This window comes from Mycolicibacterium grossiae, from assembly GCF_008329645.1.
Classification (GTDB): domain Bacteria; phylum Actinomycetota; class Actinomycetes; order Mycobacteriales; family Mycobacteriaceae; genus Mycobacterium; species Mycobacterium grossiae.
The window spans coordinates 2441456-2465912 of the sequence record NZ_CP043474.1; the positions used below are offsets into that span (position 1 = coordinate 2441456).

Sequence of the window (24457 nt, forward strand, 5' to 3'; positions counted from 1 at the left end):
ATGAGTATGCGCTGGCTGTCCAATCGATATCGGTCCATCCCGCGCGTTCTCCCCAGGGCGAACGCTCGTAGACTCCCCCGGCGTGACCGTTCTCGAATTCTCCGACTCGATCGTCGTCGCGCGTGACCCGCAGGAGACCTACGCGCTGGTCTCCGACGTCACGAAGATGGGCGATTGGAGCCCGGTGTGCAAGGCCTGCTGGTGGGACGATCCGGCCGCCGGCGCGCAGCCGGGCGCGTGGTTCACCGGACGCAACGTCACCGACGAGCGCACCTGGGAGACCCGCAGCCAGGTGGTGGCCGCCGACCCCGGCCGCGAGTTCACCTGGGAGGTCAACGACGGCTGGGTGCGCTGGGGCTTTCACCTCGAGCCCGAGGACGACGGGGCGACGCGGCTGACCCAGGCGTGGCACTTCCTGCCGAAGGGCATCGCCGGCTTCGGCGAGAAGTACGGCGACCTGGCCGCCGACGAGATCCAGAAGCGCAGCGACGCCGCGCTGAGCGGCATCCCCGTCACCCTCGCGGCCATCAAGGCCGCCGCCGAGGCGCGCTGAGCCGGAATGCGCTCCATCGCGCGCGACCGTCGGTAGGCTGGCAGGGACGCGGCGCCGCGCGGCGCTGAACCCTCGCGAAACGCGATTTTGGGCAGACCGCGTCTGCGAGTAGCATGGACCAACGGTGCGGCTTCCGCGCCGACTTCCTGCGTGCTCTGTCTGCTGGACCTTGGGAACTCACCCGAACCGGCTCACGTTCTTAGTCGGATCGAAGGCTGCGCCGCAACGGGCGTAACCGCATACGAAACCGAAAGCAAGGATCGCCAGACAGCATGGCCAAGAAAGACGGTGCCATCGAGGTCGAGGGCCGCGTGGTCGAGCCTCTGCCCAATGCGATGTTCCGCATTGAGCTGGAGAACGGTCACAAGGTGCTCGCCCACATCAGCGGCAAGATGCGGCAGCACTACATCCGCATCCTGCCCGAGGACCGGGTCGTCGTGGAGCTCTCCCCGTACGACCTGTCCCGGGGCCGCATCGTGTACCGGTACAAGTAACCCACGTCCGCATCAACGACATCCGGTGACGTGCACTCGCGCGCGTCCCGACCAGAACACGAAGGATCGACACAGCCGTGAAGGTGAACCCGAGCGTCAAGCCGATCTGCGACAAGTGCAGGGTGATCCGCCGGCATGGGCGGGTCATGGTGATCTGCTCCGATCCCCGCCACAAGCAGCGGCAGGGCTGACCAGAGTTCCTCTGGCGCCCGCGTAGTACCCCACAACTGAATGCAGACCTCCCAGTACCACCGAGCGAATGCGTCGCTCGTACACGTCCGGCACGGAGGCCGGACCCCGAACGGGGAACGGACTGGGATCAGACCTCCGCTTAGAGAAGGAATCACTGCCTGATGGCACGCCTCATGGGCGTCGATCTCCCGCGCGACAAGCGCATGGAGATCGCGCTGACCTACATCTACGGCGTTGGCCGTACGCGCTCCCAGGAGATCCTGGACGCCACCGGCATCAGCCGGGACCAGCGCAGCAAGGACCTCACCGACGACCAGGTGACGCAACTGCGCGACTACATCGAAGGCAACCTCAAGGTCGAGGGTGACCTCCGCCGCGAGGTGCAGGCCGACATCCGTCGCAAGATCGAGATCGGTTGCTACCAGGGCCTGCGCCACCGTCGTGGCCTGCCCGTGCGCGGACAGCGCACCAAGACCAACGCGCGTACCCGCAAGGGCCCGAAGCGCACCATCGCCGGCAAGAAGAAGGCCAGGTAATCCCGGATGGCACAGGCAAAGAAGGGCGGCACCGCCGCCAAGAAGGGTCAGAAGACCCGCCGCAGGGAAAAGAAGAACGTTCCCCACGGCGCCGCTCACATCAAGAGCACGTTCAACAACACCATCGTCTCGATCACCGATCCCCAGGGCAACGTCATCGCCTGGGCGTCGTCGGGACACGTCGGCTTCAAGGGCTCGCGCAAGTCGACGCCGTTCGCCGCCCAGCTGGCCGCCGAGAACGCCGCCCGCAAGGCCCAGGAGCACGGTGTCAAGAAGGTCGACGTGTTCGTGAAGGGCCCGGGTTCGGGCCGTGAGACCGCCATTCGCTCGCTGCAGGCCGCCGGCCTCGAGGTCGGTGCCATCTCCGACGTCACGCCGCAGCCGCACAACGGTTGCCGTCCGCCGAAGCGGCGCCGGGTCTAGGAACAAGGAGAACCAGAACTCATGGCTCGTTACACCGGACCCGTCACCCGCAAGTCGCGCCGTCTGGGCGTCGACCTCGTCGGTGGAGACCAGTCCTTCGAGAAGCGCCCCTACCCGCCCGGCCAGCACGGCCGCGCGCGGATCAAGGAGAGCGAGTACCGCCAGCAGCTGCAGGAGAAGCAGAAGGCCCGCTTCTCCTACGGCGTGATGGAGAAGCAGTTCCGTCGCTACTACGAGGAAGCGGTGCGTCAGCCCGGCAAGACCGGTGACAACTTGCTCCGCATCCTCGAGAGCCGGCTGGACAACGTCGTGTACCGCGCCGGCCTGGCCCGCACGCGTCGCATGGCGCGCCAGCTGGTCAGCCACGGACACTTCCTGGTCAATGGCGTCAAGGTCGACATCCCCAGCTACCGGGTGTCGCAGTACGACATCATCGACATCAAGGAGAAGTCGCTCAACACGCTGCCGTTCGAGCTGTCCCGGCAGACCGCGGGTGAGCGTCCGATCCCGTCCTGGCTGCAGGTCATCGGCGAGCGCCAGCGCGTCCTCGTCCACCAGCTGCCCGAGCGTGCGCAGATCGACGTGCCGCTCACCGAGCAGCTCATCGTCGAGCTCTACTCGAAGTAGTAGGGCCCCATCCCGGGCCGTCGTCCGACGGCCCGGGTCACTTACCGGCATCAAATAGCGGGTGCCGAGAAGGAGATAGAGAAACATGCTGATCTCTCAGCGACCCACCCTGTCCGAGGAGAGCCTGGCCGACAACCGGTCCAAGTTCGTCATCGAGCCCCTGGAGCCGGGCTTCGGTTACACCCTCGGCAATTCGCTGCGGCGCACGCTGCTGTCGTCCATCCCGGGCGCGGCAGTCACCAGCATCCGCATCGACGGGGTGCTGCACGAGTTCACCACCGTGCCGGGTGTCAAGGAAGACGTCACCGACATCATCCTGAACCTCAAGGCGCTCGTCGTGTCCTCCGAGGAGGACGAGCCGGTCACCATGTACCTGCGCAAGCAGGGCCCGGGCGCCGTCACCGCCGGTGACATCGTCCCGCCGGCCGGCGTGACGGTGCACAACCCGGACATGCACATCGCGACGCTGAACGACAAGGGCAAGCTCGAGGTCGAGCTGGTCGTCGAGCGCGGCCGCGGTTACGTCCCGGCCGTGCAGAACAAGGCCTCCGGCGCCGAGATCGGCCGCATCCCGGTCGATTCCATCTACAGCCCCGTGCTCAAGGTGACCTACAAGGTGGAGGCCACCCGCGTCGAGCAGCGCACCGACTTCGACAAGCTGATCCTCGACGTCGAGACCAAGAACTCGATCAGCCCGCGTGACGCCCTGGCCTCGGCCGGCAAGACGCTGGTCGAACTCTTCGGTCTGGCACGGGAACTCAACGTCGAGGCCGAGGGCATCGAGATCGGACCCTCGCCCGCCGAGGCCGATCACATCGCCAGCTTCGCGCTGCCGATCGACGACCTGGAACTCACCGTCCGGTCGTACAACTGCCTCAAGCGCGAGGGTGTGCACACCGTCGGCGAGCTGGTCTCGCGGACGGAGTCCGACCTGCTGGACATCCGCAACTTCGGCCAGAAGTCCATCGACGAGGTGAAGATCAAGCTGCACCAGCTCGGTCTCTCGCTGAAGGACAGCCCGGCCACGTTCGACCCGTCCGAGGTCGCCGGCTACGACGTCGCCACCGGCACCTGGAACAGCGATGCTGGCTACGACCTGGACGACAACCAGGACTTTGCCGAAACCGAACAGCTCTAGGCGCGAAACCGAACAGCTCTAAGAGCTTCCGTCCCGGCCCTACCTAGTACGGGGGTCGGCCCCTTCCAAAGGAGATAGTCGCAATGCCCAAGCCCACCAAGGGCGCCCGTCTCGGCGGGTCGTCGTCGCACCAGAAGGCGCTGCTGGCCAACCTGGCCACGTCGCTGTTCGAGCACGGCCGCATCAAGACGACCGAGCCGAAGGCGCGGGCACTGCGGCCCTACGCGGAGAAGCTCATCACCCACGCCAAGAAGGGCACGCTGCACAACCGGCGTGAGGTGATGAAGAAGATCCGCGACAAGGACGTCGTGCACGTGCTGTTCGCCGAGATCGGTCCGTTCTTCGCCGACCGCAACGGCGGCTACACCCGGATCATCAAGGTCGAGAACCGCAAGGGCGACAACGCACCCATGGCGGTCATCGAGCTGGTCCGGGAGAAGACCGTCACCTCGGAGGCCGAGCGTGCCCGCCGCGTGGGCGGCTCGCAGAAGACCGAGCAGCCGGTCGTCGCCGCCGCGGCGCCGCAGGCATCGGTCGAGCCGGAGGCCGCCGAGGGCCCGACGGAGAGCGAGTCGGTCGAGGACGCCACGGCTGCATCGACTGAGGCCGAATCCACTGATGCCGCTACCGAAGCCGAGGCCACCGAGGCCGAGGTGCCGGCCGACGCGGACGCCGATGAGGCGGCCGCCGAGGACGCCGACAAGGCCGACGACGCCAAGTAGTCACGCCATGGACGAACCCGCCATCGATTCCGGTGGCGGGTTCGTTCGTTCTCCTGACGCTCCGGATCACGCTCCCGTCGCTCCGCTCGCCCCGGATCACGCTCCCGTCGCTCCGCTCGCCCTGGTCCGTCTGCGCCTCGACGTCGCCTACGACGGCACCGACTTCGCCGGCTGGGCGACCCAGGCCGGGCAGCGCACCGTCGCCGGCGTGATCGACGACGCGCTGTCGACGATCTTCCGCACGCCGATCGTCACGCGCGCGGCGGGTCGCACCGACACCGGCGTGCACGCCACCGGTCAGGTCGCGCACGTCGATGTCCCCGCCGACGCTATCCCGCTGGCCTACCCCCGCACCCGACGCGCAGGCGAACCCGAATTCCGGCCGCTGGTGCGGCGATTGGCGAAGCTGCTCACTCCGGACGTCCGGATCCGCGACGTCGTCCGCGCGCCCGACGGCTTCGATGCCCGCTTCTCGGCGTTGCGCCGGCACTACGAATACCGGCTGTCCACGGCGCCCTACGGCGTCGAACCCGCTCTGGCGCGCTTCGTCGCGCCGTCGAACCGGCCGCTGGACGTGGCCGCGATGCAGGCGGCGGCGTCGGTTCTGGTCGGGCTCAACGACTTCGCGGCATTCTGCCGCCCGCGTGCCGGCGCGACCACGATTCGCGATCTGCAGCGCTTCGACTGGGTGCGCGACGGCGACATGCTGACCGCGTACGTCACGGCCGATGCGTTCTGCTGGTCGATGGTGCGATCGCTGGTCGGTGCCGTCCTGGCCGTCGGTGCGGGACGCATGCCGCCGGAGCGCTGCGCCGGCTTCCTCGGCGCGACGGCGCGGTCGAGTGCCTTCGCGGTTGCCCCGGCGCGGGGCCTGACGCTGGTCGGCGTGGACTACCCGCCCGACGAGGAACTCGGCGCGCGCATCGCGGTGACGCGGGATCTGCGGACCGCGGACGAGGTGGAGCGCTAGCGGCATACCACCGGGCACTGACGTTTTTAGGTGTTGGTGCAGGGGTTGTGCACAGTGGTGCGTTCATCCCCAGGCGGGGTGTTCGGGGGCGGTGGTGACGGCTTCTGCGCCATAGATTCGAATATGTGTTCGATGCGTTGGTGGCTGAGGTGGCCGTTGCCCGGGGTGTGGGGGAGCGGTTGCGGGCGCAGGCGCGGTTGGAGAACGCGGTGTGTGCGGCGCGGTTGTCGTCGATGGCCGATCTGCTCGATCGGGCGTATGCGGTGTCGGGGTCGGCGGCACGCGAGCAGTGGCGGTGTGACAACTGGTCGTCGGTGTGCGCGCAGATCGGCGCGGCTCAGTGCCTGACTGCGGGGCGGGCCAGCGGCTTTTTGACCACGGCGGTGACGTTGCGGGAGCGGCTGCCGAAGGTGGGGGCACTGTTCGCCGAGGGTTCGATCTCTTATCCGTTGGTGCGGGCGATCTGCACGCGCACGGCGTTGGTGACCGACGCGGCGGCGGTGCGGGCCATCGACGCGGAGTTGGCCGCCGAGGTGGCCGGGTGGGGCGCGACGTCGGTGGAGCAGACCGAGCGCGACATCGATGCCCTGGTGTTGCGTCACGATCCGTATGCGGTGCGGCGGACCCAGGACGCCGCCCGCGGCACCCGGGTGAGCGTGTACACCGACACCGCCAACGGGGTGGCCTACGTGGACGCGACCGTCGACGCCGCTGACGGGGCGGCGTTCGATGCGCGGGTGGATCGGCTGGCGCGCACGGTGTGCCCGCGCGATCCCCGCACGCTGGATCAGCGGCGTGGCGCGGCGCTGGGGGCGTTGGGGTTCGGGTGGGACCGGTTGCCCTGCCTGTGCGAGCACCCCGACTGCGCGGCCGCCACCCGGCCCGCCGGTGGTGGGGTGGTCATCCACGTCATCGCCCACGCCGACGCCCTCGACGACACCCCGCGCACGCCGGAACCCACACCCACGCCCGCACCGACACCCCACCCCGAGCCCGCACCGGTGCCCACCGGGGACCTGACCACCCAGCGGCGCGGCCTCAGCGGCCCGACCCCGCCGATGCTGTCGAAACCATTGAGCAGCTACACCCTCGACGGTGTCATCGCCGAGGTGAGCGCCGATCCCGGCCAACACACTCCCGCCTCACCGGGAATCATCCTGGGCGGGCCGGTGCTGCCCGGACCGGTCATCGCCCGCCTGGCAAAGCACGCCACGGCCACCCCGCTGACCTACCCCGCGCAAGGCCCACCCGAACCGCGCTACCGGCCCTCACACGCACTGGCCGCGTTCATCCGTGCCCGCGACCTGACCTGCCGAGCCCCCGGCTGCGCCCGCCCAGCCACCGCCTGCGAGATCGACCACGTCATCGCCTGGCCCCACGGACCGACCGCGGCGGCCAACCTGGCCTGCCTGTGCACCGAACACCACCTACTCAAGACCTTCTGGCCCGGCTGGTCCTACCGCCTGGACCCCGACGGCACCGCCACCTGGACCGACCCCACCGGCCTGACCGCCACCACCCACCCCGGCAGCCGCCACCTCTTCGCCGACCTCACCACACCGGCCGCACCCCTCACCACGAAAGGCACCCCACCGGCCAAGCACACCGCCGGCCTCACCATGCCCCGCCGCACCCACACCCGCACCCAAACCCGACACCAACGCATCGCCGACGAACGCCGACGCAACACCCCCTGGGCCGAGCACTACCTCCGCGCCCAGATACCGCCGTTCTAGACGCGTCCGGCGACGAAGTCGGCCGCCTGATTCACCATGCCGGCTTCGATGTACGCGGGCGCCAGATGATCCGGCCAGTTGTTGCGCCAGGTGTCCGGATCGGCGGGGTTGCAGATCGGGTCGGCGCCGTGACACAGCTCGATCGTGCGCTCGCGGTAGACCGGGTTGAAGTTGGTGATGGGCCCAATCCAGGCGCTGCCGTTGCCGAACAGGGCCACCGCGGCGATGTGCTGTTCGGCCTCGGGCGGCATCGGCTTGTCGAAGCCGAAGAACGGGAAGGGCAGGGCCAGCGCGACGTCGGTGACGGCGGCGCCCAGCGAGTAGCCGCCGAGCACGATGCGGGTGTCCGGGCAATTGGACATGGTGTCCTGCACGCGCTGGCTCATGTCGTTGGCGCCGACGTCGATCTGGTTGTCGGCGGGGTAGCGCACCGCATACAGGTTGACGTTCTTGCTCGTCTTCTTGCGCAGCGCGCCGACGAAGGCGTTGCCGATCTGTCCGGCGCCCACCGGCTCGATGCGGCCGCGCGCGAAGATCACCTCGACGGCGGGACAGGCCGCGGAGGCGACGGGCGCGAGCGAGGGCGACGCGATGGTGGGCACGAGGAGGAGGGCGCTCGCGACGAGCGCGATCACGAACGTGGCGGCGACGTGGCGGCGGAGCACGGCACCGATGCTAGCGGAGCGCGTTGACGTCACCGTCGGTTCCTGAGAAGGACCTGGGAGACCTACAGCAGCCCGGCGATGAAGCCGGCAGCCTGGTCGGTGGGTCCGCCGGCGTAGGCGCGATGTGCGGCAACGTTCTCGCCGTCGGTCTGGCACACCGGGTCACCGGGGTTGCACAGGTCGATGGACCGACCGCCCCACACCGGGCTGGTGGTGAGCGGCAGCCCGAGCTTCGCGGACGGATTGCCGAACACCGCGATGCCGGCGACGAAGTCCGGCGTGTTCGGCGGCAACGGGTTGGTGAAGCCGACGGCCGGGATCGGCACGGCGCTGATCACGTCGACCACGGCGGCGCCTTGCGAATACCCGCCCAGCACCAGTCGGGTCGTGGGGCAGGCGCCGATCATGTACTGGATGTGCGCGCTCGCGTCGTTGGCGCCGTTCGCGGCGGCCAGGAAGTCGTAGCTCGCGGGGTAGTTCACCGCATAGGCCCCCACCGAGCGTCCGCCGACCTTGCCGCGCAGCGCATCCACGAACGATCCGCCGACCAGGCCCAGGCCCGGCGCCTCGGTGGTGCCGCGGGCGAACACGACCTCGATGTCGGGGCATCCCTCGGCGGAGGCGGCGGCGGGCGCGACGAGCGCGCCTCCGGCGGTCAGCGTCGCAGTGGAGAACACGACGGCGAGGCGTCGCACGAGGTCACGGAACACACCACATGCTAACGCATAGCCAGGCTAAACGAGCCTTGCTACGAATGCGGCGGCCTGCGGAATGAACTCCGAGGTCTCGTAGTGGGTGTGCGCAAACGGATTGCGGCCGCGCGAGCAGATCGGGTCGCCGTCGCTGCACAGATCGATGGACCGGCCGGCGAACACCCCGGCGCTGTTCAGCGGCAGGCTGAACTTCGCCGACGGGTTGCCGAACACCGCGACCGCGGACACCATCGCGTCGAGGTTCGTCGGCAGTGGCGGCGCCGAACCGACGTCCCCGATGCGGTTGCCGAGCGGCGGCACGCCGGCCAGCATGTCGATCGCGGCGGCGCCCTGGGAGTACCCGCCTAGCACCACGCGGGTGTTCGGGCAGGTGGCGGCCAGTGTGGCGATGCGGGCGCTGGCGTCGTTGGCGCCGTCGGCGGCGGTGAGGAAGTCGTAACTCGCGGGGTAGTTGAGCCCGTAGGACGAGACGGTCCTGCCGCCCACCTGTGGGATCAAAGCATCGACGAGCGCCTGACCGACGCGGCCGATGCCGGGCGGCTCACTGGTGCCGCGGCCGAAGATGACCTCGATGTCCGAGCACGGCGGTTCGGCGTTGGCGGGGGAGGCGGTGAGGATGGCGGCTGCCGAGACGAGCACGGACAGGGCCGCGGCCAGACGCAACGTCGTTCTACGCACGGTCACGCCTGCATCCTCACATACGCGTGTCAACTCCGCCGAATGCTTTGCTCGACGTGCGGAGGGTCGACGGGCGTCTCGGGAAACGAGGCTTGGGCGACCTTCTCCGTACGGTCGCCCAGCCGGGCGAGAGCGAGGCCGGCGAGCACCACGAAGCCGCCGATCGCCTGCATTGGCGTCATCGCCTCGCCGAGCAGTGCCCACGCGGCGAGGACGGCGAAGAGCACCTCGGCCAGCCCGACGAGCGAGGCGAAGCGCGGACGCAGCCGGGCGATGCCCATGATGCCGAGCGTGTAGGCGATGGCGGTCGGGATGAGCGCCAGCAGCACCACCGGCACGATCCACGACGTCGTCCAACCGGCGATCACCGCGTCGTTGGCGGTGAACGTCAGCGGCATGATGCCGGTGACCCCCAGCGTGCCGACGGTCACGGCGCCCACAACCAGGCCGGCGGCGGCCAGCGTGACCGGGTCGAGCCCGTCGCCGTCGTCGGTGCTGACCTTGTCCGACATCAGGAAGTAGCAGGCGGCGCAGACCGCGGCGCCCAGACCCCATGCCACGCCGACGAGGTTGACGTGCGCGCCGGCGAAGACGTCGAGGACGGCCATGATGCCGACGATCGCGAGACCGACGCCGCCCAGCACCAGGTTGCCCGGCCGGCGGCGCGTGGTGGCCCAGAGCCAGCCGACGACCAGCAGCGGCGAGGTGTACTCGAGCAGCAGCGCCACACCGACCGACAGGTGCGATACCGCGTTGTAGTAGCAGAGCTGTGCGCCGGCGATCGGGGCGAAGCCGTAGGCGATCACGGTCTTGGCGTGGCGGCACGCCTCGCGCACCCATCCCGGCCGCACGACGGTCGCGAACACGGCCATCGCCAGGGCGCCGGCCGCGAGGCGGGCCGTGACGGCGGCGGTCGGCGTCCAGCCGGCCTCCATGAGCGACTTGGCCAACGGTCCCGACATGCCGAACGCCAGGGCCGAGCCGATCGCGAACAGCAGTCCGGAACGGAAGTGGTCCGTCGCCGGCGTGTGGTCGAGTTGCGCGGTCATGACACCTCCACGGATTCGCCCGACCTCGTCTCCGACCGCGTCGTCAGGAATGTCAGGAGTAAAATAATGATTGGTCATGACGCTATCGCCGAAGGGAGTCATGAGTCAAATGCTTTTCACTCATGACACGGAACTCACGTTGCGTGCCGCCTGTGTGCTGATCAACAGCGACCGGGTCGACGGCGAGCAGCTCGGGGACATGGCGGCACTCGACGCCTACCTCGACGGTTTCGGCTGGACCGGCCGTCGTGACTCCGACGACGCCGAACTCGAGTCCGTGCACGCGCTGCGTCGCCGCCTCGGCAAGGTCTGGGACGTCGCCGACGACGAGGAGCGCGCCGTCGGTCAGGTCAATGCCCTGCTGAGCGACACCCGGGCGATGCCCTGGCTGACCCGCCATCCCGAGATGCCGGACTGGCACCTGCACCTGGCGTCGATCCACGACCCGCTGTGGCAGCGGATGGGCGCCGAGATGGCGATGGCACTCGCCGACCTCATCCGCGGCGGCGATCTGCGCCGGCTCAAGATCTGCGCGGCTCCGGACTGCGACGCGGTGCTGGTCGACCTGTCCCGCAACCGGTCCCGCAGGTTCTGCGATACCGGCAACTGCGGCAACCGCCAGCACGTCGCCGCGTACCGGGAGCGGCAGCGCGACGGCGAGAAGGACTCCTAGCCCGAACATTTCGCGTCCTGACCGGTGCTCCACGGCCACTAGGGTCGAACCGGGGGGACGATGGCTCACGAGGCGACCTGGGTTCGGGTCAGCGCACAGCGGTTCGCCGCGCGCCGCATGGAGCACGCCCTGGTGCGCCGCGACGTCGGACTGTACGACGACCCGATGCGCGCCCACACCCAGGCGCTGCTGTGTGGCGGTCTGCTCGGCGCCGTCGTGGTCGTCGTCTGCGTGGTGCTCTCGTTCGTCGCGCCGCGGGGTGACCTCGGGGCCTCGCCCATCGTGCTCGTCCGCGAGTCCGGGGCGCTGTACGTGCGGGTCGGCGACGTCTGGCATCCCGCCCCCAACCTCGCGTCGGCGCGGCTGATCGCCCGTACTCCGGCCGATCCGACGGTGGTGGGCCAGGAGGCACTCGACCGCGTACGGCGGGGACCGCGACTCGGCATCCCCGACGCCCCGGCGAGTCTGGGGGAGCCGGCGACCTGGCCGGAATGGACGGTGTGCGACGGCGCCGAGACGACGGTGCTGGCCGGCGTCGACGCCACGTCCGGCTTCGACCCGGCACGCACCGTGCTGGTCACACCCCGCGGTGAAGCGATCGCCGAGACGTTCCTCCTGCGTGCCGGACACCGGTCGCGGGTCGACCTGCGCGAGCCTGCGGTCGTCCGGGCCTTGCGTCTCGACGGCGTGACGCCGGTGCCGGTGTCGCGGGCGCTGCTGGACACCGTCCCGGAGACCGCCCCGATCAGCGTGCCGCGCATCGCCGGTGCGGGCAGCGCCGGTCCGCTCGGCGTGCGGGTGGGAAGCGTCGTGCAAGTCGCCGGCCTTGGCGGCACCGACCTCTACGTCGTGCTGCGCGACGGCGTGCAGCGCATCGGCGTCGTGGCCGCCGACGTCATCCGCTTCGCCTACGCGGCATCGACGAGCGCGATCCCGAGTGTCGCACCGGATGCGATCGCCGCGACCGCCGTCGTCGACCGGCTGGCACTGGACTCACTACCCGACCACGCCACCGACGTCGTGGGACAACGTGATTCGGTAACCGTCTGTGCGCGCTGGCGGGCCGACGGCCCGGCGACGACGGTTCTCGTCGGCGCCGGACTGGATGCCGACACCACGCCGCTCGCGCAGGCCGACGGGGCGGGCCCGCGCGTCGACCGGGTGGCCCTGCCGCCGGGGCGGCACGCCTACGTCACCGCGACGCGAATCCTCGGCGGCGACGACGCCGGCCCGCGCTACCTCGTCACCGACACCGGGACCATCCACGGCGTCGGCGGCGACGACGCCGCACGGGCACTGGGGCTGGCCGAGACGCCCACCGCCGCGCCGTGGCCCGTCCTCGCCTGGCTACCGCGCGGACCCGAACTCGGCGTCGACCGGGCCGCCGTCGCTGGCGCGGCCGCGGCGCCGTGACCATCGCGCGGCCGCCGCGGCCACGGCCAGGCACGCCGCCACGCCGCCGAACGCCACGGTCCGCGACCGCGTCGCCGGCGCCCCGGGTGCGGTCGGCACCAGCACGGCCACCGCGGCGGCCGGCGGCGGGGACGGCGCCGCACCGCTGACGGCGGCCAGCGGGTCGACGACGCCGTGGCCGACGCGCGGGTCCCAGCCGGCAGGCGGCCGCACGGCGGTGTCCTCGAGCCGCTGCATCACCTGCCGTGCCGTGAGGTGCGGTGCGCGCGAACGGATCAGCGCCGCGACCGCGGACACCACGGGCGCGGCATAGCTGGTGCCCGACAGCGGTGCCGACCCGCCGGGCGTCACGCCGGTCAGCGCGTCGCCGTCGGGCGCGAGCGACAGCACCTCGCGTCCGACCGCCGCCACGTCCACCCACGGCCCGGCGAGTGTGAAGTCCGACGGCCGCCCATCACGGTCCTCCGAGCCGACGGTGAGCACGTAGTCGTCGTACCAGGCCGGGCTGACGACCACCTCGACGCCGGCCCAGTCCGGAGGGCCGGTGACCGGATTGCGTCCGTCGCAGCCGTCGACACCGCCGGTGTTGCCCGCCGCCGCCACCACGACGGCGTTCTTGACGTCGACGGCGTAGGCCAGCGCCGCGCCCAGCGCCCCGTCGGCGAGGCCGTCGCCCGCGGGGGCGCAGGCCGCCGTCGAGACGTTGATCACCGTGGCGCCCGCATCCGCCGCGGCACGCACCGCACGGGCGAGGGTCAGGACGTCGCCGACGCCCGTGCCGGTGTCACCGACCTGACGAAACATCCTGCTGGACTGCCGGATCGCCAGGATGTCGGCGTCCGGCGCGATGCCGGCGAAAGCCTCGCCGTCGGGCGCCGCGCCGATGATTCCGGCCACCACCGTCCCGTGGCCGTCGCAGTCCGAGGTGCCGTCTCCAGTCGACACGAAGTCGCCGCCGGGCCGTAACCGGGGCAGCAGGCGATGCCGCGCGACGCCGGTGTCGATGACCGCGACCGTCTGACCGGCGCCACGCGACAACTGCCACAGCGCGTCGCGTTCGGCGCGGGGCAGCTGCGGGCGTCCCGGCTCCGCGGTGCCGCCGGAGCGGCAGGCGTCGACCTGTTCGGTGCGGCCAGGCGGCGAGGGCGGACCCGGCGCGGGCAGCGCCGCGCCGTCGACCACCGGCGGCACGGTCGCCGACGCCGGCGGCACCGGTGCGGCGACGAGCAGCACCACTCCCGCCAGCGCGGCCAGGCGCGCGGTCACGACGGATGCCAACCCCGCGCTGCGGCGTACACGCCGCACACCCAGCACGCCGTCGGCAGGACCGTGGCCAACGCGCCCCACTCGACGACGTCGAGCGCACGGTGGCCGACCGCTCCCGCGGTGCCCCCGACCGATGCCAGCGCCACCGCGACGACGAGCGCGGCGGCGGCGACGTAAGCAGCGTCGTCCGGCCAACCGGCCACCGCGCCGGCGAGAGCCGTTGTCGCGCAGCAGTATGCAGCCACGACCAACGCAGTGCGACGCCCGTGGTCGGCGTGCACGCGCCGTCGCAAACCCACGGCGACGGCGAGGACGGCGACGAACGCCACGGCGGCCGCCGCCGAGCCGGTCCCGTGCGTCGCGAGCGCGACCGTCACCCCGCCGGCGGTCACGGCCACGGCGCTGCCCGCGACCAAGCCGTCGAGCACGCCGTGCGCGCGGATCGCGGCGCGGCCCACGTCCGCCCCCATCCGTCCCGGGTGCAACCCGGTGATCGCGGCGGCCAGTCGCGCCGCCGCGCCCAGCGTCATTAGCGCCGTCACCGCCAGCACGGCGCCGAGCGTGGCGGTGGGCTGCGGCCACGCCGTGACGACCCCCGCGGCGACCGCCACCGGAGACGCGCATGCCGCTACCGCCACCCACGCGGCGCGCGCTCCGTGGCGCCGGATGAGCAGCACGGCCAGCACCGCCGCCACCGTGGCGCCCAACAGGACGTTGGGCGGTGCCGGGCCCGCGGGCACGGCGAGCGCACCGCTCGCGGCACCGAGTGCTGCCGCCGCGCAGCCCGACGGAACACCGCCCTGCGCAACGGCCCTCGCGGTCACCGCGCACGCCGCGAACGCGGCGGCGAGCAGCGCCACCCAGCGACCCTGCGCGGGCATCCCGGCGACGACCACCGCCACCGCGGCGACGACCATCGTGGCCGTGCCGCCCCAGCCCGACGGCGGGCGCGCGACGTCCGGCGCCGTCGCAGCCACCGTACGCGGCGGATCCCAGCTGCGCGGCAACACCGGAGCCGGCACGTCGACGGCGAGCACCAGGATGTCACCGTCGCGGACGTCGTTGTCCCGCAGCGTCGCCGTGTCGTCGACGGGCGCGCCGGCCAGGTCGGCCAGGCGCCACCGCACGCCGTGTGCGGTGGGTGCCCGACCCGCGAGGTCGACCACGGTCGGCAACAGCTCGGCGACGGCGACGCCGGAGGGCAGCGCGACGTCCACCGTGGTGGCGTCCCCGTCGTCGACGTGAATCGACAATCGGCACAACGACATCGAGTACCCCCCAGTCACGCACTCAGCTCCCCGACCGACACGCTAACCGACGCCGGGGACACTCGTGCGCACCAAAGTCGGTGGAACCGAATGGGTGCGCGCTGCGTCCAAGCAGTCGATGGAACTCATACGTCCCGGCCGCCTGCCGGGCCCGCCGATCGACGAGGGCGACGTCGTGCTCGACGCGCCACCGGAGTTGCCGCGCGCGACGCCCACCAGCCCGCTGGCCCGCGTGCTGCCCGTGGTGATGCTGGTCGCGGCGCTCGGCATGGCGGCGCTGTTCCTCACCTCGGGGCAGGCCTCGCGCGGACCGCTGGCGCTGCTGCTCCCGGTGATGATGGGCGTCTCGGCGCTGGGATCGGTGGCCTACGGCATGCGCGGCACGCGGCGGGTCGCCGAACTGCAGGAGTCGCGCGCGACCTACCTGCGCTACGTCGACGCGGTCGACGACGCTGTCGCGAGAACCGCCGAGCGGCAACGGGTTCGGGAACACTGGGAACACCCCGACCCGCGGACGCTGTGGTCCGTGGTGGGTGGCCGACGGACCTGGGAGCGCCGGGCTGCCGACCCGGACTTCTGCCACGTCCGCATCGGCCTGGGTCACCGGCCGCTGAGCACCACGCTGGTGCCGACGCCGCGGCCCGACGGCGACCCGCTGACCGCCGCCGCCGTCGAGCGGCTCACCGCCGAGCGGGCGACCGTCGCAGAGCTGCCGGTGACGGTCGACCTGCGCGCGCACGGCCGGCTGACGTCGTCGCGGGATCTCGCGCGGGCGCTGCTGTGCCAGCTGGCGGTCTTCCACCATCCCGCCGACGTCCGGATCCGCGGACCGCTGACGCCGGAATGGGACTGGCTCAAGTGGCTGCCCCACCAGCGCGACGCGGGCGCCCGCCAGACCGCCGCCGCCCACACCGTCGTCGTGATCGACGGCGGTCCCGTGCCCGACGACGCCGACGACGTCACGGTGCTGGCCATCGCGGACCACGACGACCCGTGGCCGGCGGTCGTCAGCCTCGACGCGCTGTCGCGCCCGGCGGCGCTCGCGTGCGCGCGTCGACTGGCGGCGCTCGATCCGTACGGTGCCGCGCGGCTCGCAACGGCGCCGCGCTGGGCCGACCTGGTCGGCGTCGGCGATCCCGCGCGCCTCGACCCGGTGCTCGCCTGGCGGCCCCGGCTGGGCCGGTCACGGCTGCGCGTCCCGATCGGCGTCACCGACGACGGTCGGCCCGTGGACCTGGATCTCAAGGAGGCGGCGCACGGCGGGATGGGGCCGCACGGGCTGTGCATCGGCGCGACGGGCTCGGGCAAGTCCGAATTGCTCCGCACGCTGGCGCTCGGCCTGGTGGCCACCCATTCGCCGGATGCGCTGAACCTCGCGCTGATCGACTTCAAGGGCGGCGCAACGTTTCACGGCTTCGAGGGGCTGCGGCACGTCGCCGCGGTCATCACCAACCTCGCCGACGAGGCCCACCTCGTCACCCGGATGCGCGACGCGCTGTCCGGCGAGATGACCCGCCGCCAGGAACTGCTGCGCACGTCGGGCGCGTTCGCCGGCATCGCCGACTACGACCGGGCCCGCGCCGCCGGGGTGGCCCTGCCGCCGCTGCCGGTCCTGCTCATCGTGGTCGACGAGTTCTCCGAGTTGCTGACCCAGCAGCCCGACCTCGCCGAACTGTTCGTGGCGATCGGCCGGCTGGGACGCTCGCTCGGCATGCACCTGCTGCTGGCCAGCCAGCGCCTCGACGAGGGCCGACTGCGCGGGCTGGAGTCGCACCTGTCGTACCGGATCGCGCTGAAGACGTTCTCGGCCGCCGAATCACGCGCGGTGCTCGGCAGCACCGACGCCCACACCCTGCCGCACCGGCCCGGCCTGGCCTACCTCAAGACCGCCGACGGCGATCTCACCCGGTTCCGCGCCGCCTACGTCTCCGACGGCGTCGAGGTCGACGACGGCGCCTCAGCCCGATCAGCCCGGCCCACGCTGTTCACCGCGGCTCCGCCTGCCGACGGAGAAGCGGTCCGACGCAGCGCCGACACCGTCCTCGCCACCGTGCTGAGCCGCCTCGCCGGACGGGGGCGGCCCGCGCACCGGGTGTGGTCGCCGCCGCTCGACGCCGCACCACCGCTCGGGACGCTGCTCGACGATGCCGGCCTGCCCGACCTCGTCGTGCCGATCGGTCTGCTGGACAAGCCCTTCGAGCAACGCCGCGACGTCCTGATCGCCGATCTGCGTGGCGCGGGCGGCAACGTGGCGGTCGTCGGCGGACCGCGCTCGGGCAAGACCACCGCCGTGCTGACACTGCTGCTCGCGCTCGCCGCGCGGCACGCCGCCCGCGACGTGCGCATCTACGCGCTGGACTTCGGGGACGGCGCGCTCGGCGCGACGGCCGCGCTGCCGCACGTGGGCGCCGTCGCCGGCCGGTCTCGACCGGCGCTGGCACGCCGCATCGTCGGATACGTCGAACAGCTGGTGCGGCAGCGGCAGACCGATGGGGGCGACGACGGCGGCCACGTCCTGCTGGTGGTGGACGGCTGGGCCGCTGCACGGCGCGACGTCGACGGGCTCGAGGAGGCCGTCACGGCGCTCGCCGGGCACGGCCTCGCCGTCGGCGTGCACGTCGTCCTCACCACCGCGCGATGGGCGGACCTGCGTCCCGCGCTCAAGGACCAGCTCGCCACCCGCATCGAGCTACGCCTCGGTGACCCCGCCGAATCGGAGTTGCACCGGATCGCCGCACGCACGCTCGCCGACCGGCCTGCCGGCCACGGCATCACCCGCGCCGGGCACGAATTCGTCGTCGCGACACCGCAGCTGGGGGACGGGGACGAGGTCGACCGTGCCTTCGCCGCGGTGGCGGAACGCTCGGTGCGCGAGCACGGCCCGTGGCGCGCGCCCCGCGTCCGGCTACTGCCCACCCGCGTCGACTACGTCGACGTGAGCGGCGCCCCCGCCGGCGCCGTCCCGTTCGGCATCGGCGACGCCGAGCTGTTACCCGTGGCCCTCGACGTCTCGCGGCACCCGCACCTGCTGGTCCTCGGCGACGGCGGGTGCGGTCGCAGCGCGGTGTTGCGCACGGTGCTGCGCGGCGTCGGAGGAGGGCGCCTCCTCGTCGTCGATCCGCGCCGCACGCACCTCGGCCTCGTCGACGGCCCCGACGTCGCGTACGCCACCTCGGCCGCCGTCGCCCGCGACCACGTCGACGCGCTGGCCGCACTGCTGCGAACCCGGCTGCCCGGGCCGGAGGTCAGCCAGCGGCAGCTGCGCGACAGGTCCTGGTGGAGCGGTCCCGAGGCGTGGGTGGTCGTCGACGACTACGACCTGCTGGCCGACGCGGCCACCGGCAATCCGCTGTCCGGCCTGACCGAGCTGCTGCCGCACGCCGTGGACGTCGGGCTGCACGTGATCCTCGCGCGCCGTGCCGGCGGCGCGGCCCGCGCGATGTTCGACCCGGTGCTGTCGCGGCTGCGCGACCTCGGTGCCGCGGGCTTCGCGATGAGCGCCCGGCCGGACGAGGGCCCGCTGTTCGGCTCCGTGCGTCCCGCCGCTCAGCCGCCCGGGCGGGGCACCCTGGTGCGGCCGGGACATCCCGATCAGCTGGTGCAGGTGGCGTGGACGGATCCGCCATGACACGCGAGCACACGGCGCGGGTGGCGGTGACGGGGGACGCGGTGACGGTGCGGCGCGGGGACGCACCGCACGACACCGTGCCGCGGACCGACACGCCGTCCGCGGACATCGAGACCGTGCTGCACCTCGTCGGCGACGCGATGCGCGTCGCGATCGACGACCCGTCCGGCGACCTCGTCGACGAGCTGACGAACCGGCTGCGGCGGCGGTGCGTCGACGTGCACCGGGTGGGTTCACAGGAATCGGAGCCGGAGCAGCCGCGGCGTCGGAAGTGCTTGGCGCCGACGGGCATCGGCGTCGCGTCGGTCGCCGTGATGGCTCTGGTCGGCGCGGTGACCTCGGTGGGCGACGCGCCCGCCGCGCCGCGCACCTGGCTGGTGGAGGGCAGGATCACCGTCGAGGTGCCGGCCGGGTGGCGGACCGAACGCATCACCGGCGGCCCGGGCGCGGCGCGGGTCCAGGTCACGTCGCCGACCGACCCGGCCGTCGCCCTGCACGTCACGCAGTCGCCGATCCCGGCCGGGCAGCCGCTGCCCGTGGCGGCCGACGTCGTCCGCGCCGCGCTCGACGAGCAACCAGACGGCGTCTTCAGCGACTTCCAGCCGGCGACCACGGTCGCGGAGCGCCCGGCGATCGTCTACCGCGAGAGCCGGCCGGACCGGCGCATCGACTGGACGCTGGTGCTGACCACCCGCACCCGCATCGCCATCGGCTGCCAGGGAGCCGGCGAGGACTGTGTGCACGCCGTGCGCACCGCGCGCGAGGTCGTCCCATGAATTCGATTCGCCGACAACGGAACCGAACGGCGCGCCGCTGCGTCCAAGTATGCAGACCACCGACCAGACCTTCCAGGAGGACGGCATGACCACCCCGCACGGTGCAGCACTGACCACCGATCTCGACCTGATGACCGCCGTCGCCCACCGCATCGATGCCCGCAACGACGAGGTGCGCGGCATGCTCGCGTCCTTCATCGGCCAGATGACGGCCGTGCCGTCCTCGGTCTGGGGTGGCGTGGCCGCCGCCCGTTTCGTCGAGGTGGTCGACCGGTGGAACGCCGAGTCGCTCACCCTGCACTCGGCGCTCGCCCGCATCGCCGAGACCATGCGCGGCAACGAGCGCACGCTACGCGCGGCCGGCGAGGCGCACGCGCACACCATCGCCGCGTCCGCGGCATCCCTGTAACCCGACCCGCACCCACGAGATGGAGCACCCATGGACCCGGTTCTGTCCTACGACTTCGACCAGATCGAGTACACCGTCCGACAGCAGATCCACGCCACGTCGGCCCGGTTCAACGCTGCACTGGATGACCTGCGCACCCAGATCGCGCCGCTGACCGCCGTGTGGACGCGCGAGGCCGCCGCGGCCTACGCCGTCGAGCAGGCCCGGTGGGATCGGTCGGCGGCCGCGCTGAACGACATCCTGCTGCGGCTCGGCAACGCGGTCCGCGACGGCGCGGACGACGTCGCGGCCACCGACCGGCGCGCCGCCGCCGCGTGGGGCGCCTGACCCCACCACGAACGCGTGCGGCCCCGCGAGGAGGAGAGGACTCGCGGGGCCGCACGGTCACCGGCACGTCGGCAGGACACTTCGTCGGTTGCAACCGTGCTGCAACGCTTGGCTCCGTACGGTGAGTGACGACGGCCACATTCTCGGCCGACCCGCAGCACCGAGGTAGGAGACCACGCATGACCACGTTCGCCCGCCCGGGAGCCGAGGGCTCCCTGATGTCGTTCAAGCCGCGCTACGACAACTTCATCGGCGGCCAGTGGGTCGCCCCCACCAAGGGCCAATACTTCGAGAACCCCACGCCGATCACCGGACAGCCGTTCTGCGAGATCGCCCGCTCCGACGAGTCGGACATCGAGAAGGCCCTGGACGCCGCCCACGCCGCCGCACCCGCCTGGGGCAAGACGCCGGTCGCCGAGCGCGCCCTGATCCTCAACCGGATCGCCGACCGCATCGAGCAGAACCTCGAGTCGATCGCCCTGGCCGAGTCGTGGGACAACGGCAAGCCGATCCGCGAGACCCTCAACGCCGACATCCCGCTGGCCATCGACCACTTCCGCTACTTCGCCGGCGCCGTCCGCGCGCAGGAGGGGTCGCTGAGCGAGATCGACGACGACACCGTCGCCTACCACTTCCACGAGCCGCTCGGCGTCGTCGGCCAGATCATCCCGTGGAACTTCCCGATCCTCATGGCGGTGTGGAAGCTGGCACCCGCGCTGGCCGCCGGCAACGCCGTGGTGCTCAAGCCCGCCGAGCAGACCCCGGCGTCGATCCTCTACCTGATGGAGCTGATCGGCGACCTGTTGCCGGCCGGCGTCGTGAACGTCGTCAACGGCTTCGGCGTCGAGGCCGGCAAGCCGCTGGCGTCGAGCAACCGCATCGCGAAGATCGCGTTCACCGGTGAGACCACCACCGGCCGGCTGATCATGCAGTACGCCAGCCAGAACCTCATCCCGGTCACCCTGGAGCTGGGCGGCAAGAGCCCGAACATCTTCTTCAACGACGTCATGGCCGCCGCCGACGACTACCAGGACAAGGCGCTCGAGGGCTTCACGATGTTCGCGCTCAACCAGGGCGAGGTGTGCACCTGCCCGTCGCGCAGCCTCATCCAGGCCGACGTCTACGACGAGTTCCTCGCCCTCGCCGCGATCCGCACGAAGGCCGTGCGCCAGGGCGACCCGCTGGACACCGAGACGATGATCGGCGCGCAGGCCTCCAACGACCAGCTGGAGAAGATCCTGTCCTACATAGAGATCGGCAAGAGCGAGGGCGCGCAGGTGGTCACCGGCGGCGAGCGCGCCGAGCTGGGCGGTGACCTCAACGGCGGCTACTACGTCGCGCCGACGATCTTCACCGGCAACAACTCCATGCGGGTGTTCCAGGAGGAGATCTTCGGCCCGGTCGTCGCGGTGACGTCGTTCACCGACTACGACGACGCCATCCGCATCGCCAACGACACCCTCTACGGCCTGGGCGCCGGCGTGTGGAGTCGCGACGGCAACACCGCCTACCGCGCCGGCCGCGACATCAAGGCCGGCCGAGTGTGGACGAACTGCTACCACCAGTACCCCGCGCACGCGGCGTTCGGCGGCTACAAGCAGTCCGGCATCGGCCGGGAGAACCACAAGATGATGCTCGATCACTACCAGCAGACCAAGAACCTGCTGGTGAGCTACAGCAACAAGGCCCAGGGCTTCTTCTGATCCGCTGACGGTTCCCGAGACGACGGGCCCCGGTGCGCAGCGCTGCGCGCCGGGGCCTTCGCCGTTCCGCTCGGGAAGCGGTCGGCCGAATTCAATGGTCTAATCATCTACCTTTGGATTCACTTTCGACAGCCGCGACGAGGCGGGCGACCAGCGCCGAGAGGAGCGTCATGAAGTTTCGCCACCGCCGTGCCGGCGTCACCCACGAGTTCGACGGTCTGGTCGACCTGATGGCCAAGGCCACCCCGCTGCGATCGGGGGACCAGCTCGCCGGCTGCGCCGCGCACAGCGACGCCGAACGCGCCGCCGCCGCCTGGGCGCTGGCCGACGTGCCGCTGCGCACCTTCCTCGAGGAACTCGTCGTGCCGTACGAGACCGACGAGGTGACCCGGCTGATCATCGATGGCCACGATCGGGAGGCGTTTACGGCCGTCGGCCACCTGACCGTCGGCGGCCTGCGCGACTGGCTGCTCGACGCGGCCGCCCGTGACGACGGCGCCCGCCGCATCGCCGCCGTCGCACCCGGCCTCACCCCCGAGATGGCCGCGGCCGTCAGCAAGATCATGCGCAATCAGGACCTCATCGCCGTCGCCGCCGCCACGTCCGTGACGGCGGCATTCCGCACGACCGTCGGCGCACCGGGCACGCTGGCGACCCGGCTGCAGCCCAATCACCCGACCGACGACCCGCGCGGCATCGCCGCCGGGGTGCTCGACGGGCTGCTGCTGGGCTGTGGGGACGCCGTCATCGGCATCAACCCGGCGACCGACTCGCCGCACGCCACGGCCGAGTTGCTGCACCTCCTCGACTCCATCCGTGCGCGCTACGACATCCCCGTGCAGTCCTGCGTGCTCTCGCACGTCACGACGACGATCGGGCTCATCGAGCAGGGTGTCCCGGTCGACCTCGTCTTCCAGTCCATCGCCGGCACCCAGGGCGCCAACGCGGCCTTCGGGGTCGACCTCGCGGTGCTGCGCGAGGCCAATGCGGCCGCTCGGTCGCTGGGCCGCGGCACCGTCGGCGACGACGTCATGTACCTGGAGACGGGGCAGGGTTCGGCGCTGAGCTCGGGCACGCACCTGGGCACCGGCGGCCGGCCCGTCGACCAGCAGACCCTGGAGACGCGCGCCTACGCGGTGGCACGCGACCTGCAGCCGCTGCTGGTCAACACCGTCGTCGGGTTCATCGGCCCGGAGTACCTGTACGACGGCAGACAGATCATCCGCGCCGGGCTCGAGGACCACTTCTGCGGCAAGCTGCTCGGCCTGCCGATGGGCGTCGACGTCTGCTACACCAACCACGCCGAGGCCGACCAGAACGACATGGACACGCTGCTGACGCTGCTCGCCGCGGCCGGGGTGTCGTTCGTGATCACGGTGCCCGGCGCCGACGACGTCATGCTCGGCTACCAGAGCCTGAGCTTCCACGACGTGCTGACCACGCGCCGCACCCTGGGGCTGCGGCCCGCGCCAGAGTTCGAGGCGTGGCTGCGGTCGGTCGGCATGATGGACGACGCCGGCCAGGTGACGCCGCTCGACGTCACCCGCTCGCCGCTGCGCGCGCTGGCCGCGGCGGAGGCGTCGTGACGTCCCGCGACGTCGAGGCACAGGCGTTCTGGAACGAGCTGCGCGCCTCGACGCAGGCCCGCATCGGGCTCGGCCGCGCCGGCAACGGGTTGCCCAGCCGGGAGGTCCTCGAGCTGTCCGCCGCGCACGCCGCGGCCCGCGATGCCGTGCACGTGCCGCTCGACGTCGCGGCGCTCGCCGACGCCGTCGCCGCGGTCGGCCTCGGCGAACCCGCCGTGGTGCGCAGCCGGGCCACCTCGCGCGGGGAGTACCTGCGGCGTCCCGACCTGGGCCGGCTGCCCGCCGATCTGTCCACGGTGCCGCACACCGGAGCCGACGTCGGCATCGTGCTGGCCGACGGGCTGTCGCCGACCGCACTCGCCGCGCACGGGCCCGGCCTGCTCGCCGCGCTCGCCGAACACCTCGGCCCCCGGTACGGGCTGGCGCCGCCGGTGATCGCGACGCAGGCCCGGGTGGCGCTCGGTGACCACGTCGCCGAGGCGATGGGCGTGCGCACGGTGCTGGTCGTCATCGGCGAGCGGCCGGGGCTCAGCGTGGTCGACAGTCTCGGCATCTACCTGACCCATCTGCCGCGGGTCGGACGCACCGACGCCGACCGCAACTGCATCTCCAACATCCACCCGCCCGGCGGGCTCGGCTACGGCGAGGCCGCACGGATCGCGGCGGGCCTGCTGGGCGGGGCGCTGCGCCTGGGCCGGTCCGGGGTCGATCTCAAGGACACCTCGCGCCTCGAGATCCCCGGCGACGCGCGTTTTGACCTGCGCTGACGACCCCGGGTAAGCTGCCACGTTGGCGTGCGCAGGCCCTCGGGTCGACGGTCGCCTCGGGTCCACGCCGGTCGCCGAGGCACACCCGAAGCGCACGTCAGACCGGCCCCCGGCTCACCCCGGGACCCAACCCGAGAGAAAGACA

Annotated in this window: 25 protein-coding genes; 19 read left to right on the forward strand and 6 right to left on the reverse strand. The window is 71.8% G+C overall.

Going from position 1 to position 24457, the window contains the following annotated elements; translation table 11 throughout:
- Window positions 1-82: 82 nt before the first annotated feature.
- The 10 genes from FZ046_RS11640 to FZ046_RS11685 all read left to right on the forward strand — a co-directional run bounded on the left by FZ046_RS11640 (window position 83) and on the right by FZ046_RS11685 (window position 7391).
- A complete protein-coding gene (locus FZ046_RS11640) occupies window positions 83-553 on the forward strand; it encodes an SRPBCC family protein (RefSeq protein WP_070352496.1) in 471 nt (156 codons plus the stop codon).
- Between the two features lie 272 nt (window positions 554-825).
- Complete coding sequence (gene infA, locus FZ046_RS11645) at window positions 826-1047, forward strand: translation initiation factor IF-1 (RefSeq protein WP_003418601.1); 222 nt, start codon at window positions 826-828, stop codon at window positions 1045-1047.
- Between the two features lie 77 nt (window positions 1048-1124).
- On the forward strand, window positions 1125-1238 hold the full coding sequence (gene rpmJ / locus FZ046_RS11650) for a 50S ribosomal protein L36 (protein WP_003879483.1): 114 nt from the start codon (window positions 1125-1127) through the stop codon (window positions 1236-1238).
- Window positions 1239-1400: 162 nt separating this feature from the next.
- Window positions 1401-1775 (forward strand): 30S ribosomal protein S13, encoded by a 375-nt coding sequence (rpsM, locus tag FZ046_RS11655; RefSeq protein WP_070352495.1) that lies wholly within the window; start codon window positions 1401-1403, stop codon window positions 1773-1775.
- Window positions 1776-1781: 6 nt separating this feature from the next.
- The gene (gene rpsK / locus FZ046_RS11660; RefSeq protein WP_019512358.1) at window positions 1782-2198 is read left to right on the forward strand and encodes a 30S ribosomal protein S11; all 417 of its coding nucleotides are present in this window, start codon (window positions 1782-1784) and stop codon (window positions 2196-2198) included.
- Between the two features lie 21 nt (window positions 2199-2219).
- Window positions 2220-2825 carry a 30S ribosomal protein S4 gene (gene rpsD, locus FZ046_RS11665; protein ID WP_070352494.1) on the forward strand — a complete coding sequence of 202 codons (606 nt, stop codon included), beginning with the start codon at window positions 2220-2222 and terminating at the stop codon, window positions 2823-2825.
- 85 nt (window positions 2826-2910) lie between these two features.
- A complete protein-coding gene (locus tag FZ046_RS11670) occupies window positions 2911-3963 on the forward strand; it encodes a DNA-directed RNA polymerase subunit alpha (protein WP_070352493.1) in 1053 nt (350 codons plus the stop codon).
- Window positions 3964-4046: 83 nt separating this feature from the next.
- Complete coding sequence (rplQ, locus tag FZ046_RS11675) at window positions 4047-4685, forward strand: 50S ribosomal protein L17 (RefSeq protein ID WP_070352492.1); 639 nt, start codon at window positions 4047-4049, stop codon at window positions 4683-4685.
- Window positions 4686-4692: 7 nt separating this feature from the next.
- On the forward strand, window positions 4693-5655 hold the full coding sequence (gene truA / locus FZ046_RS11680) for a tRNA pseudouridine(38-40) synthase TruA (protein ID WP_083298135.1): 963 nt from the start codon (window positions 4693-4695) through the stop codon (window positions 5653-5655).
- Between the two features lie 140 nt (window positions 5656-5795).
- On the forward strand, window positions 5796-7391 hold the full coding sequence (locus FZ046_RS11685; protein ID WP_246182968.1) for an HNH endonuclease signature motif containing protein: 1596 nt from the start codon (window positions 5796-5798) through the stop codon (window positions 7389-7391).
- Here the strand turns inward: FZ046_RS11685 and FZ046_RS11690 are convergent.
- The 4 genes from FZ046_RS11690 to FZ046_RS11705 form a co-directional block, all read right to left on the reverse strand.
- On the reverse strand, window positions 7388-8056 hold the full coding sequence (locus FZ046_RS11690) for a cutinase family protein (RefSeq protein ID WP_083298636.1): 669 nt from the start codon (window positions 8054-8056) through the stop codon (window positions 7388-7390). The two genes, FZ046_RS11685 and FZ046_RS11690, sit on opposite strands and share 4 nt — an antisense overlap.
- Before the next feature lie 62 nt (window positions 8057-8118).
- The gene (locus FZ046_RS11695) at window positions 8119-8766 is read right to left on the reverse strand and encodes a cutinase family protein (RefSeq protein WP_070356396.1); all 648 of its coding nucleotides are present in this window, start codon (window positions 8764-8766) and stop codon (window positions 8119-8121) included.
- A 24-nt stretch (window positions 8767-8790) separates the two neighbouring features.
- Entirely contained in the window at window positions 8791-9453 is a 663-nt protein-coding gene (locus FZ046_RS11700) for a cutinase family protein (protein WP_246182969.1), read from the reverse strand.
- Between the two features lie 23 nt (window positions 9454-9476).
- Complete coding sequence (locus FZ046_RS11705) at window positions 9477-10496, reverse strand: EamA family transporter (protein ID WP_070356395.1); 1020 nt, start codon at window positions 10494-10496, stop codon at window positions 9477-9479.
- A 109-nt stretch (window positions 10497-10605) separates the two neighbouring features.
- Here FZ046_RS11705 and FZ046_RS11710 point away from each other — a divergent pair, with 109 nt between their 5' ends.
- Window positions 10606-11169 (forward strand): CGNR zinc finger domain-containing protein, encoded by a 564-nt coding sequence (locus FZ046_RS11710; protein ID WP_070356394.1) that lies wholly within the window; start codon window positions 10606-10608, stop codon window positions 11167-11169.
- Window positions 11170-11229: 60 nt separating this feature from the next.
- Complete coding sequence (gene eccB, locus FZ046_RS11715) at window positions 11230-12582, forward strand: type VII secretion protein EccB (RefSeq protein WP_070356393.1); 1353 nt, start codon at window positions 11230-11232, stop codon at window positions 12580-12582.
- Here the strand turns inward: eccB and mycP are convergent.
- A complete protein-coding gene (mycP, locus tag FZ046_RS11720; protein WP_246182970.1) occupies window positions 12517-13848 on the reverse strand; it encodes a type VII secretion-associated serine protease mycosin in 1332 nt (443 codons plus the stop codon). The genes eccB and mycP overlap by 66 nt on opposite strands.
- The gene (gene eccD / locus FZ046_RS27860) at window positions 13845-15101 is read right to left on the reverse strand and encodes a type VII secretion integral membrane protein EccD (protein WP_070355992.1); all 1257 of its coding nucleotides are present in this window, start codon (window positions 15099-15101) and stop codon (window positions 13845-13847) included. Before eccD ends, mycP begins: the two co-directional genes overlap by 4 nt.
- A 109-nt stretch (window positions 15102-15210) precedes the next feature.
- On the opposite strand from eccD, the gene eccCa reads away from it, so the two are divergent.
- The 7 genes from eccCa (at window position 15211) to eutC (ending at window position 24312) form a co-directional block, all read left to right on the forward strand.
- Window positions 15211-18744 carry a type VII secretion protein EccCa gene (gene eccCa / locus FZ046_RS11730; RefSeq protein WP_407664461.1) on the forward strand — a complete coding sequence of 1178 codons (3534 nt, stop codon included), beginning with the start codon at window positions 15211-15213 and terminating at the stop codon, window positions 18742-18744.
- Window positions 18741-19520: a type VII secretion-associated protein gene (locus tag FZ046_RS11735; RefSeq protein WP_125939843.1), complete on the forward strand. Its 780-nt coding sequence runs from the start codon at window positions 18741-18743 to the stop codon at window positions 19518-19520. The genes eccCa and FZ046_RS11735 overlap by 4 nt, the downstream gene beginning before the upstream one ends.
- A gap of 85 nt (window positions 19521-19605) precedes the next feature.
- Entirely contained in the window at window positions 19606-19929 is a 324-nt protein-coding gene (locus tag FZ046_RS11740; protein WP_070355994.1) for a WXG100 family type VII secretion target, read from the forward strand.
- 30 nt (window positions 19930-19959) lie between these two features.
- Window positions 19960-20256, forward strand: coding sequence for a WXG100 family type VII secretion target (locus tag FZ046_RS11745; RefSeq protein ID WP_070355990.1), 297 nt, complete (start codon window positions 19960-19962; stop codon window positions 20254-20256).
- Window positions 20257-20435: 179 nt separating this feature from the next.
- Window positions 20436-21959 (forward strand): aldehyde dehydrogenase, encoded by a 1524-nt coding sequence (gene adh / locus FZ046_RS11750; protein WP_070355989.1) that lies wholly within the window; start codon window positions 20436-20438, stop codon window positions 21957-21959.
- Between the two features lie 170 nt (window positions 21960-22129).
- On the forward strand, window positions 22130-23545 hold the full coding sequence (locus FZ046_RS11755) for an ethanolamine ammonia-lyase subunit EutB (protein ID WP_070355988.1): 1416 nt from the start codon (window positions 22130-22132) through the stop codon (window positions 23543-23545).
- Window positions 23542-24312 carry an ethanolamine ammonia-lyase subunit EutC gene (eutC, locus tag FZ046_RS11760; RefSeq protein ID WP_070355987.1) on the forward strand — a complete coding sequence of 257 codons (771 nt, stop codon included), beginning with the start codon at window positions 23542-23544 and terminating at the stop codon, window positions 24310-24312. Before FZ046_RS11755 ends, eutC begins: the two co-directional genes overlap by 4 nt.
- The last annotated feature ends 145 nt before the right edge of the window (window positions 24313-24457 follow it).